18 protein-coding genes are annotated in these 21,086 nt (G+C 69.6%); 11 read left to right on the forward strand and 7 right to left on the reverse strand.

The features are described from left to right. Positions 1-44: 44 nt before the first annotated feature. Positions 45-482, reverse strand: coding sequence for a MarR family winged helix-turn-helix transcriptional regulator (locus tag ACFYZZ_RS11650; protein WP_389174048.1), 438 nt, complete (start codon positions 480-482; stop codon positions 45-47). A gap of 90 nt (positions 483-572) precedes the next feature. On the opposite strand from ACFYZZ_RS11650, the gene ACFYZZ_RS11655 reads away from it, so the two are divergent. Then, complete coding sequence (locus ACFYZZ_RS11655; protein WP_389174051.1) at positions 573-1,571, forward strand: NADP-dependent oxidoreductase; 999 nt, start codon at positions 573-575, stop codon at positions 1,569-1,571. Between the two features lie 108 nt (positions 1,572-1,679). Continuing rightward, on the forward strand, positions 1,680-2,099 hold the full coding sequence (locus ACFYZZ_RS11660) for an organic hydroperoxide resistance protein (RefSeq protein ID WP_389174054.1): 420 nt from the start codon (positions 1,680-1,682) through the stop codon (positions 2,097-2,099). Positions 2,100-2,232: 133 nt separating this feature from the next. Here ACFYZZ_RS11660 and ACFYZZ_RS11665 read toward each other — a convergent pair whose 3' ends face one another. Together ACFYZZ_RS11665 and ACFYZZ_RS11670 are read right to left on the reverse strand one after the other, a co-directional pair. Next, positions 2,233-3,390, reverse strand: coding sequence for a serine hydrolase domain-containing protein (locus ACFYZZ_RS11665; RefSeq protein ID WP_389174057.1), 1,158 nt, complete (start codon positions 3,388-3,390; stop codon positions 2,233-2,235). A 221-nt stretch (positions 3,391-3,611) separates the two neighbouring features. Continuing rightward, a complete protein-coding gene (locus ACFYZZ_RS11670; protein ID WP_389174059.1) occupies positions 3,612-4,661 on the reverse strand; it encodes a hypothetical protein in 1,050 nt (349 codons plus the stop codon). 201 nt (positions 4,662-4,862) lie between these two features. Here ACFYZZ_RS11670 and ACFYZZ_RS11675 point away from each other — a divergent pair, with 201 nt between their 5' ends. The 8 genes from ACFYZZ_RS11675 (at position 4,863) to ACFYZZ_RS11710 (ending at position 15,250) form a co-directional block, all read left to right on the forward strand. Beyond that, positions 4,863-6,020, forward strand: a complete 1,158-nt coding sequence (locus ACFYZZ_RS11675) for a mandelate racemase/muconate lactonizing enzyme family protein (RefSeq protein WP_389174062.1) — start codon at positions 4,863-4,865, stop codon at positions 6,018-6,020. Further along, on the forward strand, positions 6,017-7,021 hold the full coding sequence (locus ACFYZZ_RS11680; protein WP_389174064.1) for a zinc-binding dehydrogenase: 1,005 nt from the start codon (positions 6,017-6,019) through the stop codon (positions 7,019-7,021). The genes ACFYZZ_RS11675 and ACFYZZ_RS11680 overlap by 4 nt, the downstream gene beginning before the upstream one ends. A 113-nt stretch (positions 7,022-7,134) precedes the next feature. Beyond that, the gene (locus ACFYZZ_RS11685; protein WP_389174067.1) at positions 7,135-8,103 is read left to right on the forward strand and encodes a hypothetical protein; all 969 of its coding nucleotides are present in this window, start codon (positions 7,135-7,137) and stop codon (positions 8,101-8,103) included. Positions 8,104-8,139: 36 nt separating this feature from the next. Next, complete coding sequence (gene chvE / locus ACFYZZ_RS11690; protein WP_389174070.1) at positions 8,140-9,249, forward strand: multiple monosaccharide ABC transporter substrate-binding protein; 1,110 nt, start codon at positions 8,140-8,142, stop codon at positions 9,247-9,249. A 43-nt stretch (positions 9,250-9,292) separates the two neighbouring features. After that, entirely contained in the window at positions 9,293-10,843 is a 1,551-nt protein-coding gene (gene mmsA, locus ACFYZZ_RS11695) for a multiple monosaccharide ABC transporter ATP-binding protein (RefSeq protein WP_389174073.1), read from the forward strand. Further along, the gene (gene mmsB / locus ACFYZZ_RS11700; RefSeq protein ID WP_389174075.1) at positions 10,840-12,084 is read left to right on the forward strand and encodes a multiple monosaccharide ABC transporter permease; all 1,245 of its coding nucleotides are present in this window, start codon (positions 10,840-10,842) and stop codon (positions 12,082-12,084) included. Before mmsA ends, mmsB begins: the two co-directional genes overlap by 4 nt. A 160-nt stretch (positions 12,085-12,244) precedes the next feature. Further along, positions 12,245-13,399: an aldose epimerase family protein gene (locus ACFYZZ_RS11705; protein ID WP_389174078.1), complete on the forward strand. Its 1,155-nt coding sequence runs from the start codon at positions 12,245-12,247 to the stop codon at positions 13,397-13,399. A gap of 102 nt (positions 13,400-13,501) precedes the next feature. After that, positions 13,502-15,250 carry an aminotransferase class I/II-fold pyridoxal phosphate-dependent enzyme gene (locus ACFYZZ_RS11710; RefSeq protein ID WP_389174081.1) on the forward strand — a complete coding sequence of 583 codons (1,749 nt, stop codon included), beginning with the start codon at positions 13,502-13,504 and terminating at the stop codon, positions 15,248-15,250. A gap of 180 nt (positions 15,251-15,430) precedes the next feature. On the opposite strand, the gene ACFYZZ_RS11715 is transcribed toward ACFYZZ_RS11710, so the two are convergent. Continuing rightward, the gene (locus ACFYZZ_RS11715; protein WP_389174084.1) at positions 15,431-16,402 is read right to left on the reverse strand and encodes a peptidase; all 972 of its coding nucleotides are present in this window, start codon (positions 16,400-16,402) and stop codon (positions 15,431-15,433) included. 137 nt (positions 16,403-16,539) lie between these two features. On the opposite strand from ACFYZZ_RS11715, the gene ACFYZZ_RS11720 reads away from it, so the two are divergent. Further along, a complete protein-coding gene (locus ACFYZZ_RS11720) occupies positions 16,540-16,695 on the forward strand; it encodes a hypothetical protein (protein WP_389174087.1) in 156 nt (51 codons plus the stop codon). Positions 16,696-16,889: 194 nt separating this feature from the next. On the opposite strand, the gene ACFYZZ_RS11725 is transcribed toward ACFYZZ_RS11720, so the two are convergent. The 3 genes from ACFYZZ_RS11725 to ACFYZZ_RS11735 are packed head-to-tail and all read right to left on the reverse strand — an operon-like array spanning position 16,890 to position 20,809. Continuing rightward, the gene (locus ACFYZZ_RS11725) at positions 16,890-17,765 is read right to left on the reverse strand and encodes a geranyl diphosphate 2-C-methyltransferase (protein ID WP_389174090.1); all 876 of its coding nucleotides are present in this window, start codon (positions 17,763-17,765) and stop codon (positions 16,890-16,892) included. A gap of 60 nt (positions 17,766-17,825) precedes the next feature. Next, the gene (locus tag ACFYZZ_RS11730) at positions 17,826-19,373 is read right to left on the reverse strand and encodes a family 2 encapsulin nanocompartment cargo protein terpene cyclase (RefSeq protein WP_389174093.1); all 1,548 of its coding nucleotides are present in this window, start codon (positions 19,371-19,373) and stop codon (positions 17,826-17,828) included. A 5-nt stretch (positions 19,374-19,378) separates the two neighbouring features. Further along, positions 19,379-20,809 carry a family 2B encapsulin nanocompartment shell protein gene (locus tag ACFYZZ_RS11735; RefSeq protein WP_389174096.1) on the reverse strand — a complete coding sequence of 477 codons (1,431 nt, stop codon included), beginning with the start codon at positions 20,807-20,809 and terminating at the stop codon, positions 19,379-19,381. Positions 20,810-21,086: the final 277 nt, after the last annotated feature.

Here is a 21,086-nt window from a genome sequence, read left to right on the forward strand (position 1 = left end):
ACCTTGTCCGGCCGACGGACCGGCGCTACGCGTCGAGACCGGCGCTACGCGTCCAGCATGCGGCGCAGCAGGTCCCTGAGGGAGCTTCGCTCCTCGTCGGTGAGGCCGGCCAGGGGCTCGCGGGCGAAGCGCAGGCCCTCGCGCAGGTCCCGGGCGACCCCGAGGCCCTCGTCGGTGGCGGCGGCCACCTTCACCCGGCGGTCGGCGGGGTCGGGGCGGCGCACCACCAGGCCGCGTGCCTCCAGGCGGTCCACGATCCCGGTCACGTTGGACGGCTCGCACTTCAGCTTCTGGGCCAGCTTGCGCATGGGCAGCGGCTCCAGCGACAGCAGGCTGAGCAGGCGGGCCTGCGGACCGGTCAGTGCGTGCTCGCCCGCCGCCAGCTCGTAGTCCGCGTAGAAGCGGGCCACGACGTCCCCGATCAGCTCGACGACCTCCATGGTCACGGCGTCGGGGCGGCGGGTCTTCTCTGGGGTGGACATGGGCTCCAGGATACCCCGTTACTTGACATCCTGAAATATTCAGGCGCATGGTTGTTTCAGATACTGAAGTAAATCTCGAAAGGCACTGTCATGATCAACCGCGAATGGCACCTGCTCAGCCGACCGGTCGGCTGGCCGAAGCCCGAGGACTTCGCCCTGGTCGAGACAGAGGTCCCGACGCCGGGTGAGGGCCAGATTCTGGTACGGAACAAGTACCTCTCCGTGGACCCGTACATGCGCGGCCGGATGAGTGCCGCGAAGTCGTACGCCGCCCCCTTCGAGCTGGGCAAGGTGATGCAGGGCGGCGCGGTCGGCGAGGTCGTCGCCTCCAACGCCGAGGGCATCGCGGTCGGCGACCACGTCCTGCACTTCTTCGGCTGGCGCGAGTACGCGGCCCTGGACGCGCAGCACGCCGTCAAGGTCGACCCCGCGGCTGCGCCGCTGTCGACGTACCTCGGCGTGCTCGGCATGACCGGCCTGACCGCCTACGCCGGCCTGCTGCGCACCGCCGCCTTCAAGGAGGGCGACGTCGTGTTCGTGTCCGGCGCCGCGGGTGCCGTGGGCAGCCAGGTCGGACAGATCGCCAAGCTCAAGGGCGCCTCGCGGGTCATCGGCTCGGCCGGCTCCGACGAGAAGGTCAAGCTGCTGGTGGAGGAGTACGGCTTCGACGCCGCCTTCAACTACAAGAACGGCCCGGTGGCCGAGCAGCTGCGCGCGGCCGCTCCCGACGGCATCGACGTCTACTTCGACAACGTCGGCGGCGACCACCTGGAGGCGGCCATCGGCTCGCTCAACGAGGGCGGCCGGATCGCGGTCTGCGGCATGATCTCCGTCTACAACAACACCGAGCCCGCCCCGGGCCCGAGGAACCTCACCCGGCTGATCCAGACCCGCGGTCGCATCGAGGGGTTCCTGGTCGGCGACCACTACGACCTGCAGCCGCAGTTCGTGGCCGAGGTCGGCCCCTGGGTGGCCTCCGGGCAGCTGAAGTACCGCGAGACCGTCGTCGAGGGCATCGAGAACAACCTGGAGGCGTTCCTCGGGGTCCTGCGCGGCGACAACACCGGCAAGATGATCGTCAAGCTCTGACGATCCCTGACCCCTGGCCCGGACTTTCCGGCATGCGGTAACTTCTTTCCGAAATCCGCCGTCGATCGTGGGCGCGAGTCACGGCGGACCGAGGAGGAAGACAACCGCATGCCCATCCAGCAGTCCGACGTCCTGTACACCGCCGTCGCCACCGCCGAGAACGGCCGCGACGGCCGGGTCGCCACCGACGACGGCAAGCTCGACGTCGTCGTGAACCCGCCCAAGGAGATGGGCGGCAGCGGCGCCGGTACCAACCCGGAGCAGTTGTTCGCCGCCGGGTACAGCGCCTGCTTCCAGGGCGCGCTCGGCGTGGTCGCCCGGCAGGAGGGCGTCGACGTCTCCGGTTCGACCGTCACCGCGAAGGTGGGGATCGGGCGGAACGAGGAGGGGTTCGGGATCATCGTGGAGATCTCCGCGGAGATCCCGAACGTCGGCGATGCCGCTGCGCGGGAGCTGATCGAGAAGGCTCACCAGGTGTGCCCTTACTCGAAGGCGACCCGGGGCAACATCACCGTGACGCTGGTCTGAGAACCGTCGTTGCGTACATCGGCAGCCGCATCCTTGGACGTGGGGTGCGGCTGCTGTGCTTTTCGGGTGCGGGTTGTGGTGGGTTGCTCGCGCCCACGCGGCGGAGCCGCATATCGATACAGCCCCGCGCCCCTTAACGAGTTAGCGCCGCCCGGTGTAGTGCCGCCACCAACTTTTCGTTCTCTGGCGCCGCGCCTCCCGGAAATGCGAACCGTCGGCGTGTGTAGCCGTACGCCAAGCCGCTGCGTGGGTCCGCGAAGGCCTGGGAGCCTGCTGCTCCGCTGTGGCCGATCGTGCCGGCGCCCAGGAAGGGGTACCAGGCGTCGGACGTGGCCTGGAAGCCGAGGCCGAACGATCTGTGGGCGCGGGCCACCAGGTCGTACCCGACGGAGTGCGGCTGGCCGAACTCCGCGACCGTGTCCTCCTTCAGCAGCGGTGCCTTGCCGTCGAACTCGCTGATCATCGCCGCGTACATCCCGGCCAGGCCGCGCGCCGAGGCGACACCGCCCACCGAAGCCGGGCCCTTGGCACGGACGCCGCGCTCGTTCGGCAGGGCGACCAGGTCGGTCGGCTCGGCCGTGTGCCGGTTGAACGCGATCGCGGAGAGGCTGTGCGGTCCGGACGGCAGCGCGTCGAGTTCCGCCTGCTGCTCGGGGGTCGGCAGCATCGGCTGAACCGTGCGGAAGCGGGGCTCGCGGGAGACCGGCAGACCCAGGTGGAAGTCCAGGGCGTAGGGGGCGCGTACCCGTTCCTCGTACAGCTCCTGGATCGTGCGGCCCGTCGCCCGCCGGACGACCTCGCCGGTCAGCGCGCCGATCACCAGCGCGTGGTAGCCGAAGGCCGTGCCCGGACGCCAGAACGGCCGCTGGTCGGCGAGGCGTTCGGCCAGCGCACGGTCGTCGGCCAGCTCGGCCGCGCTGAAGCCGGTGTCGGTGCCGACCAGGCCCGCGCGGTGCGCGAGCACGTCGCGCAGGGTCAGCGCGCCCTTGCCCTCGGCGCCGAACTCCGGCCAGTAGTAGGTGACTTTGCGGTCCAGCTCCAGGGTGCCGTCCTGCACGAGCAGGGCCACGACGAGATGGGCGGCGCCCTTGGTGGACGAGAACACGCCGTACAGCGAGTCCCCGTCGGCGCCCTCGCCCGCCCACAGGTCGACGACCCGCCGGCCGTGGACGTAGGCGCACAACTGGCCCTCGTAGTCGTCCCGCTCCTCGGCGACGAAGGAGGCGAACTGCTCGCGCACCGCTTCGAATCCCTCGGCGACCGTGCCGTGCACGGTGATCCCCTGCGTCATCCGCTTTCCTCCACTGAGCCGCTGCTCGCTGCTCCCCCTGTGCACAACGCCCGTTCCGCCGTCGCGCGTTCCCTGGATCGTGTACGGCGGGATGTACCTGTCCGACTCAACCGCGCAGGAGGCGGGTTGGTGTCATCGATACCCCGGATGGCCGATGGCTCAGGGCGGTACGTGACAGGGGGTATCCCAGTGAGGGATCAGAGGGAGAGGGGTTGCAGGGCCTACGTGCACCACCACAGGAAGCGGTTGCACGTCTTCGTCGGCGACGGCAGCGCGGTCGGGTTCGACGTCGTCGGGTCGGACGTGGGGGTGGACGTCGGGTGGGAGGTGGCCGGCGCGGTCGGCGCCGTGGTCGGCCCGCCCGCGCCCGACGTGGCCGACTGTTCCGCCTGGTCCGTGGCGGACGGGGACTTGGAGGCCTTGTCCTTCGGCGACTTGGAGGCGGAGGCCGAGGCCGAGGCGTCCGGGGAGGCGGAGGCGCCCGCCTTCCCCGCGGCGCCCGAGGCGTCGTCGAGGGGGTTCGCCGTCCGGTCCGGGGACGCGGAGGAGGTGCCGCCGTCCGCCGACGTGTCCGCGGTCGTCGCCGGCTCGTCGCTGGAGAACGGGGAGAAGGGGGCGTCGGTGCCGAGTTCGGCGACGCTGAGGCCGCCGGCCGCCAGCACGAGGCCCGCGGCGATCAGGACGGTACGACGGCGGCGGCGCCGGTGCGCGGCGGCCTTGCGATCGCGACGGCTGGCGTCGGCGGCGCCGGGGCCGCTGTCCGCCTCGCCGCCGCCCGTGGCTCCACCGCGGCCCCGGCCGCGCGACTGCCGCCGGGCGGCACGGCCCCCGGGCTCGTCGGGGGTGTCGGAGGCGTCATCGGCGTCGCCCTGTGCCTCGCCGCGAGCGTCGTCAGGGGCGTCCCGGTCTGCGTGGTCGGCGTAGTTGTCCTGGCCTGCGTGGTCTGCGTAGTCGTCCGGGCCGGTGTGGGCGTCCGCGCCGGTGTACGCGTACTCGTCCGTGGCGGCCCCGTACGCGTCCGTGGCGGCCCCGTACGCGTCCGCCGCCTCCGCGGCGCCGAACTGCGTGGGCACGCGGGGGGACTCGTGGGGGTGGTGGGCGACCTGTTCGGCGTACGGCCGGGCCGCTGCACTCGTGAAGGTTTCCTGACCGTACGGACTCGCCGCCGTGCCCGTGTGTCCGTGCGCGGCGAGAGAGGGCGCCGGCGCGCCGCACCCGGGGCAGGCCAGGGCGCCGTTGAGGTGCCGTTGGCACGGGTGGCAGAAGTCCATGACGCCGGAAGACTAGATTCCCCATCGGTCACGTTCCTAGGCGCCGCTGTGAAGGTTTCGTGCGGGACCGAAAAGGTTCTCGAAAGTCTTGTCGAAACCGTTACCCGTTCGACCCATTGACACCCCCGCCGCGCCGTCCTTACTGTCACGCCAGCATTTCGAACGTGTGACGAAATCTCGAACAGCTGAGAGGCAACTGCCGTGCGCATCACCGGAATCAGCACACACGTGGTCGGGACGCCGTGGCGCAACCTGACCTACGTCCAGGTGCACACCGACGAAGGGATCACGGGAGTCGGCGAGACCCGGATGCTCGGTCACACCGACGCGCTGCTCGGCTATCTGCGGGAGGCCGAGGCCAACCACATTCTCGGTTCGGACCCGTTCGCTGTCGAGGACCTCGTCCGCCGCATGAAGTACGGCGACTTCGGCCGGGCCGGCGAGATCGTCATGTCCGGCATCGCGGTCGTCGAGATGGCGTGCTGGGACATCAAGGGCAAGGCCCTCGGCGTGCCGGTGTGGCAGCTGCTGGGCGGCAAGGTCACCGACAAGGTCAAGGCGTACGCCAACGGGTGGTACACGACCGAGCGAACGCCCGAGGCGTACCACAAGGCCGCCCGGAGGGTGATGGAGCGCGGGTACAAGGCGCTCAAGATCGATCCGTTCGGCACCGGGCACTTCGAGCTGGACCACGAGCAGACCCGGTACGCCGTCTCGCTCATCGAGGCCGTGCGCGACGCCATCGGTCCGGACGCCGAGCTGATGCTGGAGATGCACGGCCGCTTCTCCCCCGCCACCGCCGTCCGGCTCGCCCACGAGCTGGCGCCGTTCAAGCCGGCCTGGCTGGAGGAGCCGGTGCCGCCGGAGAACCTGAAGGCGCTGGAGAAGGTCGCCGCCAAGGTGGACATCCCGGTCGCCACCGGTGAGCGCATCCACGACCGGATCGAGTTCCGCGAGCTGTTCGAGAGCCAGGCAGCGGACATCCTCCAGCCCGACGTCGGCCACATCGGGGGCATCTGGGAGACCCGGAAGCTGGCCGCCACCGCCGAGACGCACTACATGCTCGTCGCCCCGCACAACGTGGGCGGGTCCGTGCTGACCGCCGCCTCGCTCCAGGTCGGCTTCACCTCCCCGAACTTCAAGATCCTGGAGCACTTCAACGACTTCGCGGACGCGGAGATCAAGAAAGTGGTCAAGGGGGCGCCGGAGGTCGTGGACGGCTACTTCCACCTCTCCGACAAGCCCGGTCTCGGCGTCGAGCTGGACACCGACGCGGCCGCCGAGTTCCCGCAGCAGCAGGCCCGGTTCGACCTGTGGGCCGAGGGCTGGGAGCAGCGCAAGCCGAAGGGCTCGAAGTGAGTTCCCAGGTCCTGATCGAGGCGCCGGGCACGCACCGGGTCGAGGAGCACACGCCCCGGGATCCCAGTCCCGGCGAGGCGCTGGTCGCCGTGCACGCGGTGGGCATCTGCGGCAGCGACCGCGAGGTGTACCAGGGCAACCGGCCCGAGGGGTACGTGCGGTACCCGCTCACGCCCGGCCACGAGTGGTCGGGGACCGTGCGCGCCGTGGGGGCCGGTGTGCCGGAGAGCCTCGTCGGCCGCAAGGTCGTCGGCGAGGGCTTCCGCAACTGCCAGGTGTGCGACCGCTGCCACGCGGGCGAGACCACGCTGTGCACGGCCGGGTACGAGGAGACCGGGTTCACCCAGCCCGGTGCCATGGCCGCCACGCTCACCCTGCCCGCCCGGCTGCTGCACCCGCTGCCGGACGACGCCGACCTCACCGCCGCCGCCCTGCTGGAGCCCGCCGCGTGCATCGCAGCCGCCGCGCTGAAGGCGAAGGCCCAGCCGGGCGAGCGGGTCGCGGTGGTGGGCACGGGAACGCTCGGGATGTTCGCGGTGCAGTTCCTGAAGGCCATCTCGCCGGTGGAGCTGCTCGTCGTGGGCACCCGGGGCGACCGGGAGGCGCTGTCCCGGCAGTTCGGAGCGACCGACTTCCGGCTCAGGGACCAGGAACTGCCCGACGACTTCGACGCGGTGATCGAGACCGCCGGGTCCGCGTCCGCCGCGCGCACCGCCGCCTCCCTGCTCAGGCGCGGCGGACGCCTGGTCCTGACGGGCATCCCGGCGCCGGGCGCCGAGGGGCTCGACCCGACCGATCTCGTCGTACGGCAGCTGGAGGTGCACACCGTGTTCGGGGCGCCGCCGGACGCCTGGGCGCACACCGTGCGAGTGTTCGGCGCCGGGCTGCTCGACCCGCTGCCGCTGGTCACGCACGAGCTGCCGCTGACCGAGTTCCCGCAGGCCATCGAGCTGGTGGGAGCCGGCGATCCGAAGGTGGGCAAGGTGCTGCTCCGCCCCTGACCGTACGCCGGTCGGGGCGTGACCTGACGGCGCCCTGACCGGCGTACCACCAAGGCCTTTTTCTACCCAGAGCCGCGAACCTTGTCCGATATATCGAACACGAAGGACAGCTTGTGACCGACGCTTCCGCTCCGGCAGCCCGCAGGCCCGGCGAGCAGGTGCTCGCCGCACTGGGCCTGGACGCGCCCGCCCTCGACCCCGCCGACACCTCCGCCCACAGCTTCCCGGGCGGCGGCCGCTGGCGCACCGAGATCCCCTCGTGTGAGGGTCCCGAAGCGCTGGCCGTCGTACTGAAGGAGGCCTCCCGCCTCGACGTGCCGATCCACCGGATCAGCCAGGGCAGCGGCGTGTGGATGCTGACCGACGCCGAGATCACCGAGATGGTCGACGCGACCGGCGAACGGGACATCGAACTCTGCCTGTTCACCGGCCCGCGCGGCACCTGGGACATCGGCGGCTCGGTGCGCACCGACTCGCGGGGGGCCGGACTGCGCGCCCGTGGTCACGACGCCGTCGCCGGCTGTGTCGAGGACGCCGTCCGCGCCACCGAACTCGGCGTCAAGTGCCTCCTCGTCGCCGACGAGGGCGTGCTGTGGACCCTGCACCGGGCTCGTCAGGCGGGGATCATCCCGGCCGACACCACCCTGAAGGTCTCGGCGCTGATCGGACCGGTCAACCCCGCCTCGTATGCGGTGTACGAGGGGCTGGGGGCCGACTCCATCAACGTGCCCAGCGATCTGACGCTGGATCACCTCACCGAGATCCGCCGGGTGTCCGCCACCCCCATGGACATGTACATCGAGGCCCCCGACGACCTCGGCGGCTATGTGCGGATGTACGAGGTCGCCGAGCTGATCCGGCGCGGCGCACCGCTCTACCTGAAGTTCGGCCTGTCCAAGGCTCCCGGCATCTACCCGTGGGGCACCCACCTGCGGGACGTGACCCTGGACACCGCCCGGGAGCGGGTGCGGCGCGGCCGGCTCGCCCTCGACCTGCTCGCCCGGCACGGCGCGGACGGCGACATGGCGCCGCTCGGCTCCCGGCTGCCCGGCGCGCTCAACCGCTTCCCCACCAACGCGTGACCCCTCTCAACGACGAGAAGAACAAGGACTGATCACATGCGCAACCGCAGAGCCGCTCTCACCGCGATAGCCGGAGCCGCCTCCCTCGCCCTCACCCTGTCCGCCTGCGGCCAGAGCGGCGAGGGCGGCAGCAAGGAGAAGGCCGGCAGCACCAAGGGGTCCACCATCGGCATCGCGATGCCGACCAAGTCGTCCGAGCGCTGGATCGCCGACGGCAAGAACGTCGTCAAGGACCTTGAGGCCAAGGGCTACAAGACCAAGCTGGTCTACGGCGAGGACGACCCGGAGACCCAGGTCTCGCAGATCGAGAACCTGATCACCCAGGGCGTCAAGGGCCTGATCATCGCGGCGATCGACAACAAGTCCCTGAACAGCGTGCTCCAGGAGGCCGCGGACGCCAACATCCCGGTCATCTCCTACGACCGCCTGATCCTCGGTACCAAGAACGTCGACTACTACGCCTCCTTCGACAACGAGAAGGTCGGCAAGCTGCAGGGCACCTACATCGTGCACAAGCTCGGCCTGGACAGCGGCAAGAAGGGCCCGTTCAACATCGAGCTGTTCGCCGGCTCCAACGACGACAACAACACCCGGTACTTCTTCAACGGCGCGATGAGCGTCCTGAAGCCGTACATGGACAAGAAGCAGCTGGTCGTCCGCTCCGGACAGACCGAGCTGACCAAGGTCACCACCCTGCGCTGGGACGGCGCCACCGCGCAGAAGCGCATGGACGACGTCCTCACCTCCTCCTACAAGAGCGAGCGGGTCGACGCGGTCCTGTCGCCGTACGACGGCATCTCCATCGGCATCCTGTCCGCCCTGAAGTCGGACGGCTACGGCACCAAGAGCAAGCCGCTGCCGGTCATCACCGGCCAGGACGCGGAGCTGGCCTCGGTGAAGTCGATCATCGCCGGTGAGCAGACGCAGACCGTCTACAAGGACATCCGCAAGCTCGCCGACGTCGCCTCGACGATGGTCGACGACGTCCTGCACAACAAGAAGCCGCAGGTCAACGACACCAAGTCGTACGACAACGGCACCAAGGTCGTCCCCGCCTACCTGCTGGAGCCGGTCAGCGTCGACAAGACCAACTACGAGGACGCGCTGATCAAGACCGGTTACTACACCGACGCCCAGCTGAAGTAGTCCCGCCAACCGACCGACCCCACACTGATTGGAAGGCACGACCATGGCGGGACCCGTCCTGGAAATGCGCTCGATCGTCAAGACCTTTCCCGGTGTCAAAGCGCTGTCGGACGTCACACTGACCGTCCGTCAGGGCGAGGTCCACGCCATCTGCGGTGAGAACGGCGCCGGAAAGTCCACCCTGATGAAGGTGCTCTCCGGCGTCCATCCGCACGGCAGTTACGAGGGCGAGATCCTCTTCGAGCAAGAGGTCTGCCGCTTCAAGGACATCCGGGCGAGCGAGCAGCACGGCATCGTCATCATCCACCAGGAACTGGCGCTGTCGCCGTACCTCTCCCTGGCGGAGAACATCTTCCTCGGCAACGAGCACGCCAAGCGCGGGTTCGTCAACTGGCGGGAGACCCTGCGGCACGCCACCGAGCTGCTGCGCCGGGTCGGTCTCGACGACCACCCGGAGACCCGCGTCGCCGACATCGGCGTGGGCAAGCAGCAGCTCGTGGAGATCGCGAAGGCGCTGTCGAAGAAGGTGAAGCTGCTCATCCTGGATGAGCCGACGGCAGCGCTGAACGACGAGGACAGCGACAAACTCCTCAGCCTCATCCTGGAGTTGAAGAAGCAGGGCATCACCTCGATCATCATCTCCCACAAGCTGAACGAGATCCGCAAGGTCGCCGACTCGGTGACGATCATCCGCGACGGCCACTCCATCGAGACGCTCGACGTGAAGTCGCCGGAGACGACCGAGGACCGGATCATCGCCGGCATGGTGGGCCGCGACCTGGACCACCGCTTCCCCGAGCGCACCCCGCACGAGGCTGAGGAGGGTGCCGCCCCGGCCCTGGAGATCCGCAACTGGACCGTGCGCCACCCGATCGACCAGGAGCGCAAGGTGGTCGACGACGTGTCGATAGACGTGCGCCGCGGGGAGATCGTCGGCATCGCGGGCCTGATGGGCGCCGGCCGCACCGAACTCGCGATGAGCGTCTTCGGGCGGGCCTACGGCCGGTACGCGGGCGGCACGGTCCTCAAGGACGGCAAGGAGATCCGTACGAAGACCGTCGCGGAGGCGGTCGACCACGGCATCGCGTACGTCACCGAGGACCGCAAGCACTACGGCCTCAACCTCATCGACACGATCAACCGCAACATCTCGCTGACCGCCCTGAGCAAGGTCGCCAAGCGGGGCATCGTCGACGAGCACGAGGAGCGGCAGGTCTCCGAGGGCTTCCGCAAGTCCATGAACATCAAGGCGCCGACCGTCTTCGAGCCGGTGGGCAAGCTGTCCGGCGGCAACCAGCAGAAGGTCGTCCTCAGCAAGTGGATCTTCTCGGGTCCGGACGTGCTGATCCTGGACGAGCCCACGCGCGGCATCGACGTCGGCGCCAAGTACGAGATCTACACGGTCATCGACCAGCTGGCCGCCCAGGGCAAGGCGGTCGTCTTCATCTCCTCCGAGCTGCCCGAGCTGCTCGGCATGTGCGACCGCATCTACACGATGGCCGCCGGACGGCTGACCGGTGAGGTGCCGCGGGCCGAGGCCACGCAGGAAGTGCTGATGCGTCATATGACGAAGGACAAAGAGGTAACGCGATGAGCACCGACGTGACCGACAAGATCCCGGCCTCCGCGCCGCCGGGCAGGAGCGGATCGGGCTCCGGCGAGGGCCTGCTCCAGCTGATGCTGGCGGGGCTGCGCGCCAACATGCGCCAGTACGGCATGCTGCTCGCGCTCGGCCTGATCGTCCTGCTCTTCGCGATCTGGACCGACGGCGACCTGCTGCTGCCGCACAACGTCTCCAACCTGGTGCTGCAGAACGCCTACGTCCTGATCCTCGCCATCGGCATGATGCTGGTGATCATCGCGGGCCACATCGACCTGTCGGTCGGCTCGCTGACCGCCTTCGTGGGCGCGTTCGCGGCCCTGCTGACGGTGCAGCACCATGTGCCCTGGCCGATCGCCGTGGTGCTGTGTCTGCTGGCAGGCGCGGCGGCGGGCGCGGCACAGGGGTTCTTCATCGCGTACCTCGGCATACCGTCGTTCATCGTCACCCTCGCCGGGATGCTGATCTTCCGCGGCTTCACGGAGATCCTGCTCAAGGGCCAGACCCTCGGCCCCTTCCCCGACGGCCTGCAGAAGATGGGCAACGGCTTCCTGCCCGAGGTCGGCCCGAACACCAACTACCACAACCTCACGCTGCTCCTCGGCCTCGTCCTGATCGTCGCCGTGGTGTGGCAGGAGGTGCAGGACCGGCGCCGCCAGCAGGAGTTCGCGCTGGAGGTGCTGCCCGGCCGCCTCTTCCTGCTCAAGCTGGTCGCCCTGGTCGCCGCGGTCCTCACCCTCACGTTGCTGCTGGCCAGCTACAAGGGCGCCCCGATCGTGCTGATCATCCTCGGTGTCCTGGTGGTCGCCTACACCTACGTCATGCGCAACGCCGTCTTCGGCCGCCACATCTACGCGATCGGCGGCAACCTGCCCGCGGCGAAGCTGTCCGGCATCAAGGACAAGAAGGTCACCTTCTACGTCTTCCTGAACATGGGCGCGCTCGCGGCCCTGGCGGGTCTGGCGATCGCCGCCCGCCTCAACGCGGCCTCGCCGAAGGCGGGCCTGAACTACGAACTCGAGGCGATCGCCTCGTCGTTCATCGGTGGTGCGTCCATGAGCGGCGGTGTCGGCACCGTCCTCGGCGCGATCATCGGCGGTCTCGTCCTCGGCGTGCTGAACAACGGCATGAACCTCCTCAGCGTCGGCACCGACTGGCAGCAGGTCATCAAGGGCTTCGCCCTGTTGGCGGCGGTCGGCTTCGACGTGTGGAACAAGCGCAAGTCCGGTTCGTAAGTCAGCGCGAACGCTCCGCTGGGCAGGCCGAATCAAAGCTGCGGGCCGTCGGCGGCTGGTCGCGCTCGCGCGGCGGAGCCGCACATGTCCCCGCCCCGCGCCCCTTTGGGGCGCGGGGCTCAGCGGGCGCCTTTCAACTCTCTTCTTAAGGAGCCGCTAGATGGAACTGAACAGACGCACGGTCATTGCGGGCGCGGCAGCCGCAGGCCTCGCCACCACCACCCTCGGCACGGGCAGCGCCGAGGCCGCCTCGGGAGGCAGGAGGCCGGTGAAGGAACACTTCGGGAAGCTCGCCGACGGCACGAAGATCTACCGCTGGTCGCTGGAGAACGGCGGCACCCGCCTGAAGGTCCTCAACTGGGGCGGTGTCGTCCAGAGCCTGGAGATCCCGGACCGGCGCGGCCACTACGCCAACGTCTCCCTGGGCTTCGACAACATCGACGACTACGTCGCGAAGACCCCGTACTTCGGCGCCCTCATCGGCCGCTACGGCAACCGCATCGCCAAGGGCCAGTTCACCCTCGACGGCAAGAGCCACCAGCTGTCCGTCAACGACGGCGTGAACAGCCTGCACGGCGGCAAGCAGGGCTTCGACAAGCACGTGTGGGACGTGGAGCCGTTCACCAAGGGCACCGACGTCGGCCTGCACCTGCACTACACCAGCGTCGACGGCGAGATGGGCTACCCCGGCACGCTCAAGGCGACGGTGACGTACACCCTCACCAGGCACGGTGACTGGCGCATCGACTACGAGGCCACCACCGACAAGGCGACCGTCGTCAACCTCACCAGCCACGTCTACTGGAACCTGGCCGGCGAGGGCAGCGGCACGATCGAGGACCACGAACTCCGCATCGCCGCCTCCCGCTACACCCCCACCGACTCGGGTCTGATCCCCACCGGTGAACTGGCCAAGGTCGCGGGCACCCCCTTCGACTTCCGGCACGCCAAGCCGATCGGCCGCGACATCCGCGCCGGCCACGAGCAGCAGGTGCAGGCCAAGGGCTACGACCACAACTGGGCCCTGGACAAGGGCATCACCACGCGGCCCGAGCACGTCGCCACGCTGCGCGACCCGCGCTCCGGCCGCACCCTGAAGATCGCCACCGACCAGCCGGGCCTGCAGTTCTACTCCGGCAACTTCCTCGACGGCACCCTGACCGGCACCGGCGGCCGCACCTACCGCCAGGGCGACGCCCTGTGCCTGGAGACCCAGCACTTCCCGGACTCGCCGAACCACGCGAACTTCCCGTCGACCGTGCTGCGGCCCGGCCACACCTACCGGACGACGACGGTCCACACGTTCTCGGCGTGAAGCGGCTCACACAGCAGGTGAGTTGAACGCCACTGCTGTCTCCTCCGTATCCAAGGGTGGCCCGGGCTCCCCCGCCCGGGCCACCCTTGGACGGAGGTTCCCTTGCCTGACAACGTCACCTCGTTGTTCCGCAACACCGCAGCGCACAGCCCTTCGATGGCGGCGCTGGCGCGGGAGAGCGACGGGTCGGGCCCGGTGGACTTCTGTATCCCGTGCAATCCGTACTTCCCCACTCCCGCCATGTTCGAGGAGCTGGCGGTCCGGCTGCGCGAGATCATCACGTACTACCCGAGCAGCGCCGACACCATCACGGCCGAGCTGTGCAGTCTGCTCCAGCTGCCGCCGCAGTGCGTGGCGATGGGCAACGGCTCGACGGAGCTGATCACCTGGATCGACCATCTCCTGGTCCGTGAGTCCCTGGCCATCCCCGTCCCCACGTTCGGCCGCTGGACCGACCAGCCGATGGAGACCGGCAAGCGGGTCGACATGTTCCCGCTCCAGGAGGCGAACGGCTTCGCGCTGGACCTCGCCCAGTACGCCGAGTTCATCCGCGCCCGCGGCACCCGGGTCGCGGTCATCTGCAACCCGAACAACCCGGACGGCGGCTACCTGCGCAAGCAATCCGTCGTGCAGTTCATGGACGCGATGGCGGACCTGGACCTGGTGGTCGTGGACGAGTCGTTCCTGGAGTTCGCCGACGCGGAGGCCGACCCGAGCGTCGTCCAGGAGGCCATGCTCCGGCCCAACGTGGTCGTGCTGCGCAGCCTCGGCAAGAACTTCGGCCTGCACGGCATCCGCTTCGGCTACCTGGTGGCGAACCCGGCCCTGGCCGGCCGCGTCCGCTCGATGCTCCCGAAGTGGAACCTCAACTCCTTCGCCGAGCACGTGGTGTTCATGCTGAAGGAGCACGGTGCCGAGTACGCGCAGAGCCTGATGCAGGTGCGCCGGGACCGCCTGGAGATGGCCAGCCACCTGTCGGCCCTGCCCGGCCTGACCGTCTACCCCTCCCAGGGCAACTTCCTCTTCGTGCGCCTTCCCGTGGGAGCCGAGGGCACGGTGGTCCGGGACCGGATGCTCACCGAGCACCGGATCCTGGTCCGCGAGTGCGGCAACAAGATCGGCTCCTCCAGCCGCTTCCTGAGACTCGTGGTGCGCCCCCAGGTCGACGTGCGTCGCCTGGTGTCCGGCCTGGAGCAGGTGCTCTACGGGACCAGGAGGGGAGCCGCCGTACCCGAGCTGGGCACAGGGACCAGCTACAGCTCGGGTACGGCGGCCGTGGATCGGCTGGTGAGCGCGACCAACGGCGCCGGAGTGCCGGGGCTTGCCGCGCAGGCCGTCGGCACCGGCGCCGTCCCGGCCGCCGGCACCGGCATGCCGCTCCCCGCCGCCGCAGCGCCGACCGGCGGCGGGATGCCGATGCCGGCGGCAGCTCAAGCGATGCCAGTACAGCAGCCGACGCCGGCTCAGCCGGTACCGGTCCCGGCACAGCAGCCGATGGCCCCGGCACCTGCACCGGTGCCGGTTCCGGCGCCCGTTCCGGTGCCGGCACCTGTCCCGACTCCGGTTCCTGCACCGGCGCCGTACCCGACACCGGTACCCGCACCCGCCCCTGTCCCTGTCCCCGCGGCTCCCGCCCCCGCCCCTGTCCCCATGGCTCCTGCCCCCGTCCCGGCCGCCGCGCTCGGCCCCACCCCGCCGGGTGTCCCGGCCCGCGGGGGCCTCACGGCGGCCCAGGTACGTGGCATGACGGCCCCGGGCACCCCGGCGGCCGACCTGACCCCGGCCCCGGCGACCGGCTGGCCCAACGCACAGAGCTGGCCGAACGCGGCGGATATGGGACAGGCGGGCTAGCGGACTGGCGGGCCGGCGGTTCTCAGGGCAGGGGCAGGGCCTTGGTGCCCGAGAGGAGCGGGATGGGCTCGTAGGCGGTGGTTCCGGCGCCGCAGTCGGGCGTGGCGTCAGCGGCGCCCGAATGATCTCGGTCAAAGACCTCACCCGAATTCGCCCATTGACCACGACTCGATACGCGCCCTAGCCGTCTGTGCGGTCGGCCGGTGGGTCCCGGCGCTGTGCGTGTCGTTGCTTCAGAGTCCGGATGCCAAGGACGGCCAGGATCGCGGCCACGGCGGCGAGTCCCCAGGACAGCGTCGGCGGCCATTGCGAGATGTCTGCTGGCATGACAGCCGTTCCCCACATGCCGGCCGCCGGGAAGGTGACGGTGGCGGTGGCGGTCTTCTGGACCCTGCCGCTGGTCAGCGTCAGTCGCGCTGTCCAGGGGCCGTCGGGCAGTCGGTCATCCAGGACGATCTTCACCGACCCGGTGTCGCCGAGGGCCAGAGTGGTACCCGTCGGCACGCGATACGGCCCCGCACGCAGACCCGCCGGTCCTTCGGACAGGGAAAGACGGCCGGAGATTTCCAAGGCGCGTTCCCCGGTGTTGCGGACTTGGGCGGCGAGTTCGGGTCGGCCGTCGCGGGAGCGTCCGGGAGTGAGCTTGTCGATCCGGAAGTCGGAGGGTGGTTCACCGCCCGGGCCGATGTCCAGGTACATGCGGATCCCGACCCGGTTGACCACTTGGATGTTGCCTTGGCCGGAACTGGCGACCTGGGCCCAGACGACACCGTACCGCTCGCCTCGCGAGGCTTTCGGCGGCACCCGGATGGTGATCCGAGCGGTCTCCTTGCTGTTTGCATTGAGGGTGAGGGCGGAGTGGTCGAGCGATGTCCATTCCGTCAGCTCGTTCGGAGTGCGACGGGGGGCGAAGGTGAACGTCCGTTTCTCGATGGAGGCTGCGGCGGCGTAGAGCTCGATGCGCAGCGGGTTCGGGGACATGTTGCTGACCTCTACCCGTCGGCGGATGACGGCGCCCGGGTTGAGGTGGTCGACGATGGAGGTGTATGCGCGGGGATCGTCACGGCGGATGACGGGCGCCTCCAGCAGCCGGAGGCCGAACGACCCCTGTGGCTGCGTGGGTTGCTTGTCCTGTCCGTGTCCGCCGCTCATCGCCTGGGCCTGGGCATGGCTGCTGGCCGCGCACGGGAGAAGCGCGGCCAGCAGCAGGATCAGGAGCAGCGGAGCGGGCCGTCTACGTGGGACTGACAGAGTGCGTCACCGTCCCCGTGTAGCTGCCTGCTTCGGCGGTGAGGGGCACGGTCCAGGTGATGGTCGGGTTCCATGTGGTGGTGCTGTTCCCGGTGCCCGACGAGTGGGTCGCGATCTCCGTGGATGCGCCGAGGTTGCTTGAGGTGTGGGGAGTCACCGTCCCGTTGTTGGTGGTGGGTGTCCCGGGGTTGTAGGCCCCTCCCGAGGCGGGGATGTCAGCCAATCCCGACGACGCGAGATTCGTGGCCTGTACGGAGCAGTGCCACACGAGACCGTTCGCTCGGGTGTCGGTACACCGGCACCCTCACCCTGGGCGTGTCCGGCTGACCGAAGGCCCTCTGACACGACCGCCTTTTGGAGCCTGGCTCGGCTCCAAGGGGCGCGTGGGTCAGATGCGGTCGGCCGCGATGAGGAGGTAGTGGAAGCTGCCCTCCTTGTAGGCGGTCAGGAACGGGTCCTCGATGCCCGTGGCCACGGACGACTTGGCGCGCAGTTCCCAGTAGGGGATGGTGTCGGGGGTCAGGTCGACGACCTGGATCGGCACCAGGTTGTTGGCGGCGAGCGCCTTGAAGTACTCGCTGCGCGGGTGGATGTTGCAGGTGTAGTGCTCGTCGATCCGGCTGACGGCCTTGGAGCGCATGCCGGTGACGTCGTTGGAGCAGCCGGTGATGCAGACGTAGCGGCCGCCGTACTCCAGCAGGCGCGAGAACTCCGCGAAGAGTTCGAAGAGGTCGACGTACATCGTCGTCTCATTGGTCCAGATCGCGCGGCGCGAGCCGGTGTCCAGGCGGGTGTCGAGCATGTTCCGGAAGTGGAAGCGGACCCGGTCGGTGACCCCGCGGTGCCTCGCCTGGTCGTTGGCGAAGTCGACCTGCTGCTCGGAGATGCTCACGCCGTCGACGTGGCAGCCGAAGCGGGCGTTGGCCATGAAGCTGGTGCCGCCGCGTCCGGAACCGGCGTCGAGGAGGTGGTCGTCCGGGGTGATGTCCCCCAGGTGGTCGAGGAGCACCTCGGCCTGGGCGGTCTCCAGGCGGTGCATTTCCTCGATCATGCGCTGGTCGCGGTTCTCCGGCGCGCCGGCCAGCACCGAGGGGTCCCAGTCGCCGAGGCCGTAGTGGTGGTGGTAGAGGCCGTCCACCTCGCCGAGCTTGATGTTGACCGGGTCCTTCTCCTTGTTCCAGTACTCCGCGACCGACTTCTGGTACTCGGTGCGCAGGACGTCGCGCATGGCGATGCCTTCCATCTGGGTGGACATCTTGGACATGGCAGGCGTTCCTTACTGAGGTGGGGGGAATGCAGTGAGACGGGGCGGGGTGGGGTGGGGTCAGGCAGCCTGCGCGTCGGCGTGGTAGCGGGCGCTGCCCGCGTGCCACTCGCGGTTGCCGCCGAGCCAGGCCCAGGTGCTCGCCATGAAGCGGCGCAGCTCCGGGGAGCCGGTCGCGCAGAGCGCGGCCGCTTCCGCCTCGAAGGTGTGCATCAGCTCGTTGTGGATCCCGACGGTGCGCTCGACCGCCTCCTGTGGCGAGCAGCCGTCCTCGGCGACGATCAGCCGGGGCAGGCTGAAGTCCGTCGGGTCCTCCTTGCCCATGGAGTAGAGGTCGTTGACGATCACGCTGGCAGTACCCGCCATGGTGAACGCGCGCCGGACCCGGGGGTCGGCGAACTCGCCGTAGGGGATCTCGTATCCGGCGACCGCGTCGACGAGCACCATGCACGGAACGAAGCTGTTCTCGTGCCGGTGCATCAGGAACTCCCACACCGGCGGGGTGTGCCCCGCGGTGTGCCAGTACCCCTCCTGGTTGTAGGCGATGAACATGATGCCCAGCTCGTGGCGGAGCCGGCGCACCTGGGAGGTCGTCGCGTACGTGTGGAGGTTGCGCAGGCTGTCGCGCAGGGCGCGCATGACCGGGTCCGCCCGTACGGCCTCTTCGAGCTGCGGGGCGTAGCCGAGCGGCAGGTGTGCCTGGTCGATCACCGAGTGGGCGATGGCGAGCCGTTGCCCGAGCTGCTCGTGCCGGGCCTCCTCCGCCTCGCCGTCCACGTAGTGGTCGTCCACGGCCCACTCCGACAGCGCGCACTTGGCGGCCGCGAGCAGCCGGTCGGGGTCGTCCGACTCGGGATGCGCCAGCATGATCAGCCGGCCGAAGTCGGCGGTGCGGATCTTGTCGAGCTGGCCTGGGTAGATCCCGATCTCCTCGGCCCGCTCGACCAGCCGCTCGGTGACGGTCTCCCCCAGGGCGGGATCGTCGCGCATGGCGGGCGGGCAGTACAGCCCCGGCGCGGGATCGGCCGCAGGCGCCGCCTCCCGGCGGGGCTCGGGGGTGGTGGTCATCCGGACGGCCGCGCCGGATGTTCCGAGTCCGGTGGGGCCGTTGGGTAGTAAGGCCGTGAGCGTTGACCTGGGCGCCGGCGTGGGCGGGGTGGCCGCAGCCGGCGGGGGTACGGAAGGTGCAGCCGGAGTGGGCAGCGGTAGGGAAGATGCCGCCGGAGTCGGCAGCGGGAGAGAAGGTGCAGCCGAGGTCGGCCGCGGGAGGGAAGATGCAACGGTGCCGTCGGCCGTGGCGGGGCCGGTCCCGGAGGGGTGCGGTGCAGCCGTGACGCCGGCGGAGATCCGCGCCGCGGACGTGCCCGACCCGGTCGGGCCGGAGGGCAGGCGCGGCCCCTCCAGCAGGCGCCGCCCCTCCAGCAGGCGCCGCCCCTCCGGCAGGCGCGGTCCAGGCTGCGCCGACCCCCGCGGAACCGACCCCCGCGGGGCCGCCCCGCCCGGCGGCCGGTTGGCCCGGGTCGGCGGGACCGCCGCCAGCAGGGCCCGGACCAGCCCCGCCACGTCATGGGTCGCGGCGGGTGCCGTGACCCGGGAGATCAACGACACCGTCGTCAGCTCCCGTTCGTACGGGCGATCTCGACGTTCTCCAGGACACCGAGGGCGTCGGGCACCAGGACGGCGGCCGAGTAGTAGGTGCTGACCAGGTAGGAGATGATCGCCTTCTCGTCGATGCCCATGAACCGCACGTTCAGGCCCGGCTCGACCTCGTCAGGGATCCCGGTCTGGTACAGGCCGATGACGCCCTGGTCGTCCTCGCCGGTGCGCATGGCGATGATCGACGACGTGCCCTGTTCGCTGATCGGGATCTTGCTGCACGGCAGCAGCGGCACCCCGCGCCAGGCGGGCAGATGGTTGCCGTGCAGCTCGATGCCGCCGAAGTAGAGGCCCCGCTTGTTGCACTGGCGGCCGAACGCGGCGATCGCCTTGGGGTGGGCGAGGAAGCAGCGGGTCTTGCGCCGCATGCTCAGCAGCTCGTCCATGTCGTCCGGGGTCGGCGGGCCCGAGTAGGTGGAGATCCGCTGGTCGAAGTCGGCGTTGTGGAGCAGGCCGAACTCCGCGTTGTTGATCAGCTCGTGCTCCTGCCGCTCCCGCAGCGCCTCGATGGTCAGCCGCAACTGCTGCTGCGTCTGGTTCATCGGCTCGTTGTAGAGGTCGGCGACCCGGCTGTGCACCCGCAGCACGGTCTGCGCCACGCTCAACTCGTATTCGCGCGGGGAGAGTTCGTAGTCGGCGAAGGCATGCGGCAGGGTCGCCTCGCCCGCGTGTCCCGAGCTGAGTTCGATCGCCGCCTCGCCCGACCGGTTCACCTTGCGGTGCCCGTCGGAACTGATCTGCTGCACATGCCTGCGCAGCGCCTCGTGCCGGTCGGCGACCGCCTTGTACGCCGTCATCGGCAGCGCGAGCACCGTGGTGGCGGTCGTCGCGCGGGCCGTGAACTCCCACTTCCTGGCCTGCCCGGCCAGCACCTGACCGCCGAAGGTGTCCCCGTCGGCCATCAGCCCGAGCACGACCTCGTCCCCGTACGGCCCCTCGCCGATCTTCTCGACCTTGCCGTGCGCGATCAGGTACACGTGATCGGCCTTGCGGCCCGCCTGGACGATGACCTGGCCCGGCGTGAAGTCCTTCTGCACGAACTTGTCGGCCAGCGCGCCGAGCGCGTCGGTGTCCGAGAAGCCGCGCAGCAGCGGCAGTTCGCCCAGTTCGGCGGGGACCACCTGGACCTTCGAGCCGGTCTTCACGAAGGACACCCGGCCGTCCCCGACGGTGAACGACAGGCGGCGGTTGACCCGGTACGTCGCACCGGGCACGTTCACCCAGGGCAGCATGCGGGTCGCCCAGCGGGAGCTGATGCCCTGCATCTGGGGTTCGGACTTGGTGGTGGTGGCGAGATTGCGCGCCGCCGCGGTGCTGAGGCTCTGCTGCTCCCGCTGCTGGGCCGACTCCGCGCCCGCGGCCGGTGCTGTCGCCGTCTCGAGTGGCATGACTCTCCCTCGGATCCCGTGACACATGAGAACGCGACGACGAGGCGTCGTCACGCTGCGTACACAGGACTATCAGAGTCACGATCACGTTGAGTAAGCAAAACAGGCGGCGCGCGAGGAGAGTCCCGCTCACAACTCGCGCCCCCATGCGCCCCAACCGCAAAGAGCGGCTGCTCAGATCACCCATAGGTCAACGTCGAACCACTGACGACCCATGCGAGCGTCAACACGCACAGTAATCGACTTACGTAGAGGCGGTACCAAGCCGCCCACTCCC

The organism is Streptomyces sp. NPDC001816, from assembly GCF_042892235.1.
In the GTDB taxonomy this organism is placed as follows: domain Bacteria; phylum Actinomycetota; class Actinomycetes; order Streptomycetales; family Streptomycetaceae; genus Streptomyces.

Excerpts from the sequence above, each read along its gene's own strand:
- ACFYZZ_RS11650 (WP_389174048.1), bottom strand. The coding sequence starts at position 482 with ATGTCCACCCCAGAGAAGACCCGCCGCCCCGACGCCGTGACCATGGAG.
- ACFYZZ_RS11655 (WP_389174051.1), top strand. The coding sequence starts at position 573 with ATGATCAACCGCGAATGGCACCTGCTCAGCCGACCGGTCGGCTGGCCG.
- ACFYZZ_RS11660 (WP_389174054.1), top strand. The coding sequence starts at position 1,680 with ATGCCCATCCAGCAGTCCGACGTCCTGTACACCGCCGTCGCCACCGCC.
- ACFYZZ_RS11665 (WP_389174057.1), bottom strand. The coding sequence starts at position 3,390 with ATGACGCAGGGGATCACCGTGCACGGCACGGTCGCCGAGGGATTCGAA.
- ACFYZZ_RS11670 (WP_389174059.1), bottom strand. The coding sequence starts at position 4,661 with ATGGACTTCTGCCACCCGTGCCAACGGCACCTCAACGGCGCCCTGGCC.
- chvE (WP_389174070.1), top strand. The coding sequence starts at position 8,140 with ATGCGCAACCGCAGAGCCGCTCTCACCGCGATAGCCGGAGCCGCCTCC.
- mmsA (WP_389174073.1), top strand. The coding sequence starts at position 9,293 with ATGGCGGGACCCGTCCTGGAAATGCGCTCGATCGTCAAGACCTTTCCC.
- mmsB (WP_389174075.1), top strand. The coding sequence starts at position 10,840 with ATGAGCACCGACGTGACCGACAAGATCCCGGCCTCCGCGCCGCCGGGC.
- ACFYZZ_RS11705 (WP_389174078.1), top strand. The coding sequence starts at position 12,245 with ATGGAACTGAACAGACGCACGGTCATTGCGGGCGCGGCAGCCGCAGGC.
- ACFYZZ_RS11715 (WP_389174084.1), bottom strand. The coding sequence starts at position 16,402 with ATGAGCGGCGGACACGGACAGGACAAGCAACCCACGCAGCCACAGGGG.
- ACFYZZ_RS11725 (WP_389174090.1), bottom strand. The coding sequence starts at position 17,765 with ATGTCCAAGATGTCCACCCAGATGGAAGGCATCGCCATGCGCGACGTC.
- ACFYZZ_RS11735 (WP_389174096.1), bottom strand. The coding sequence starts at position 20,809 with ATGCCACTCGAGACGGCGACAGCACCGGCCGCGGGCGCGGAGTCGGCC.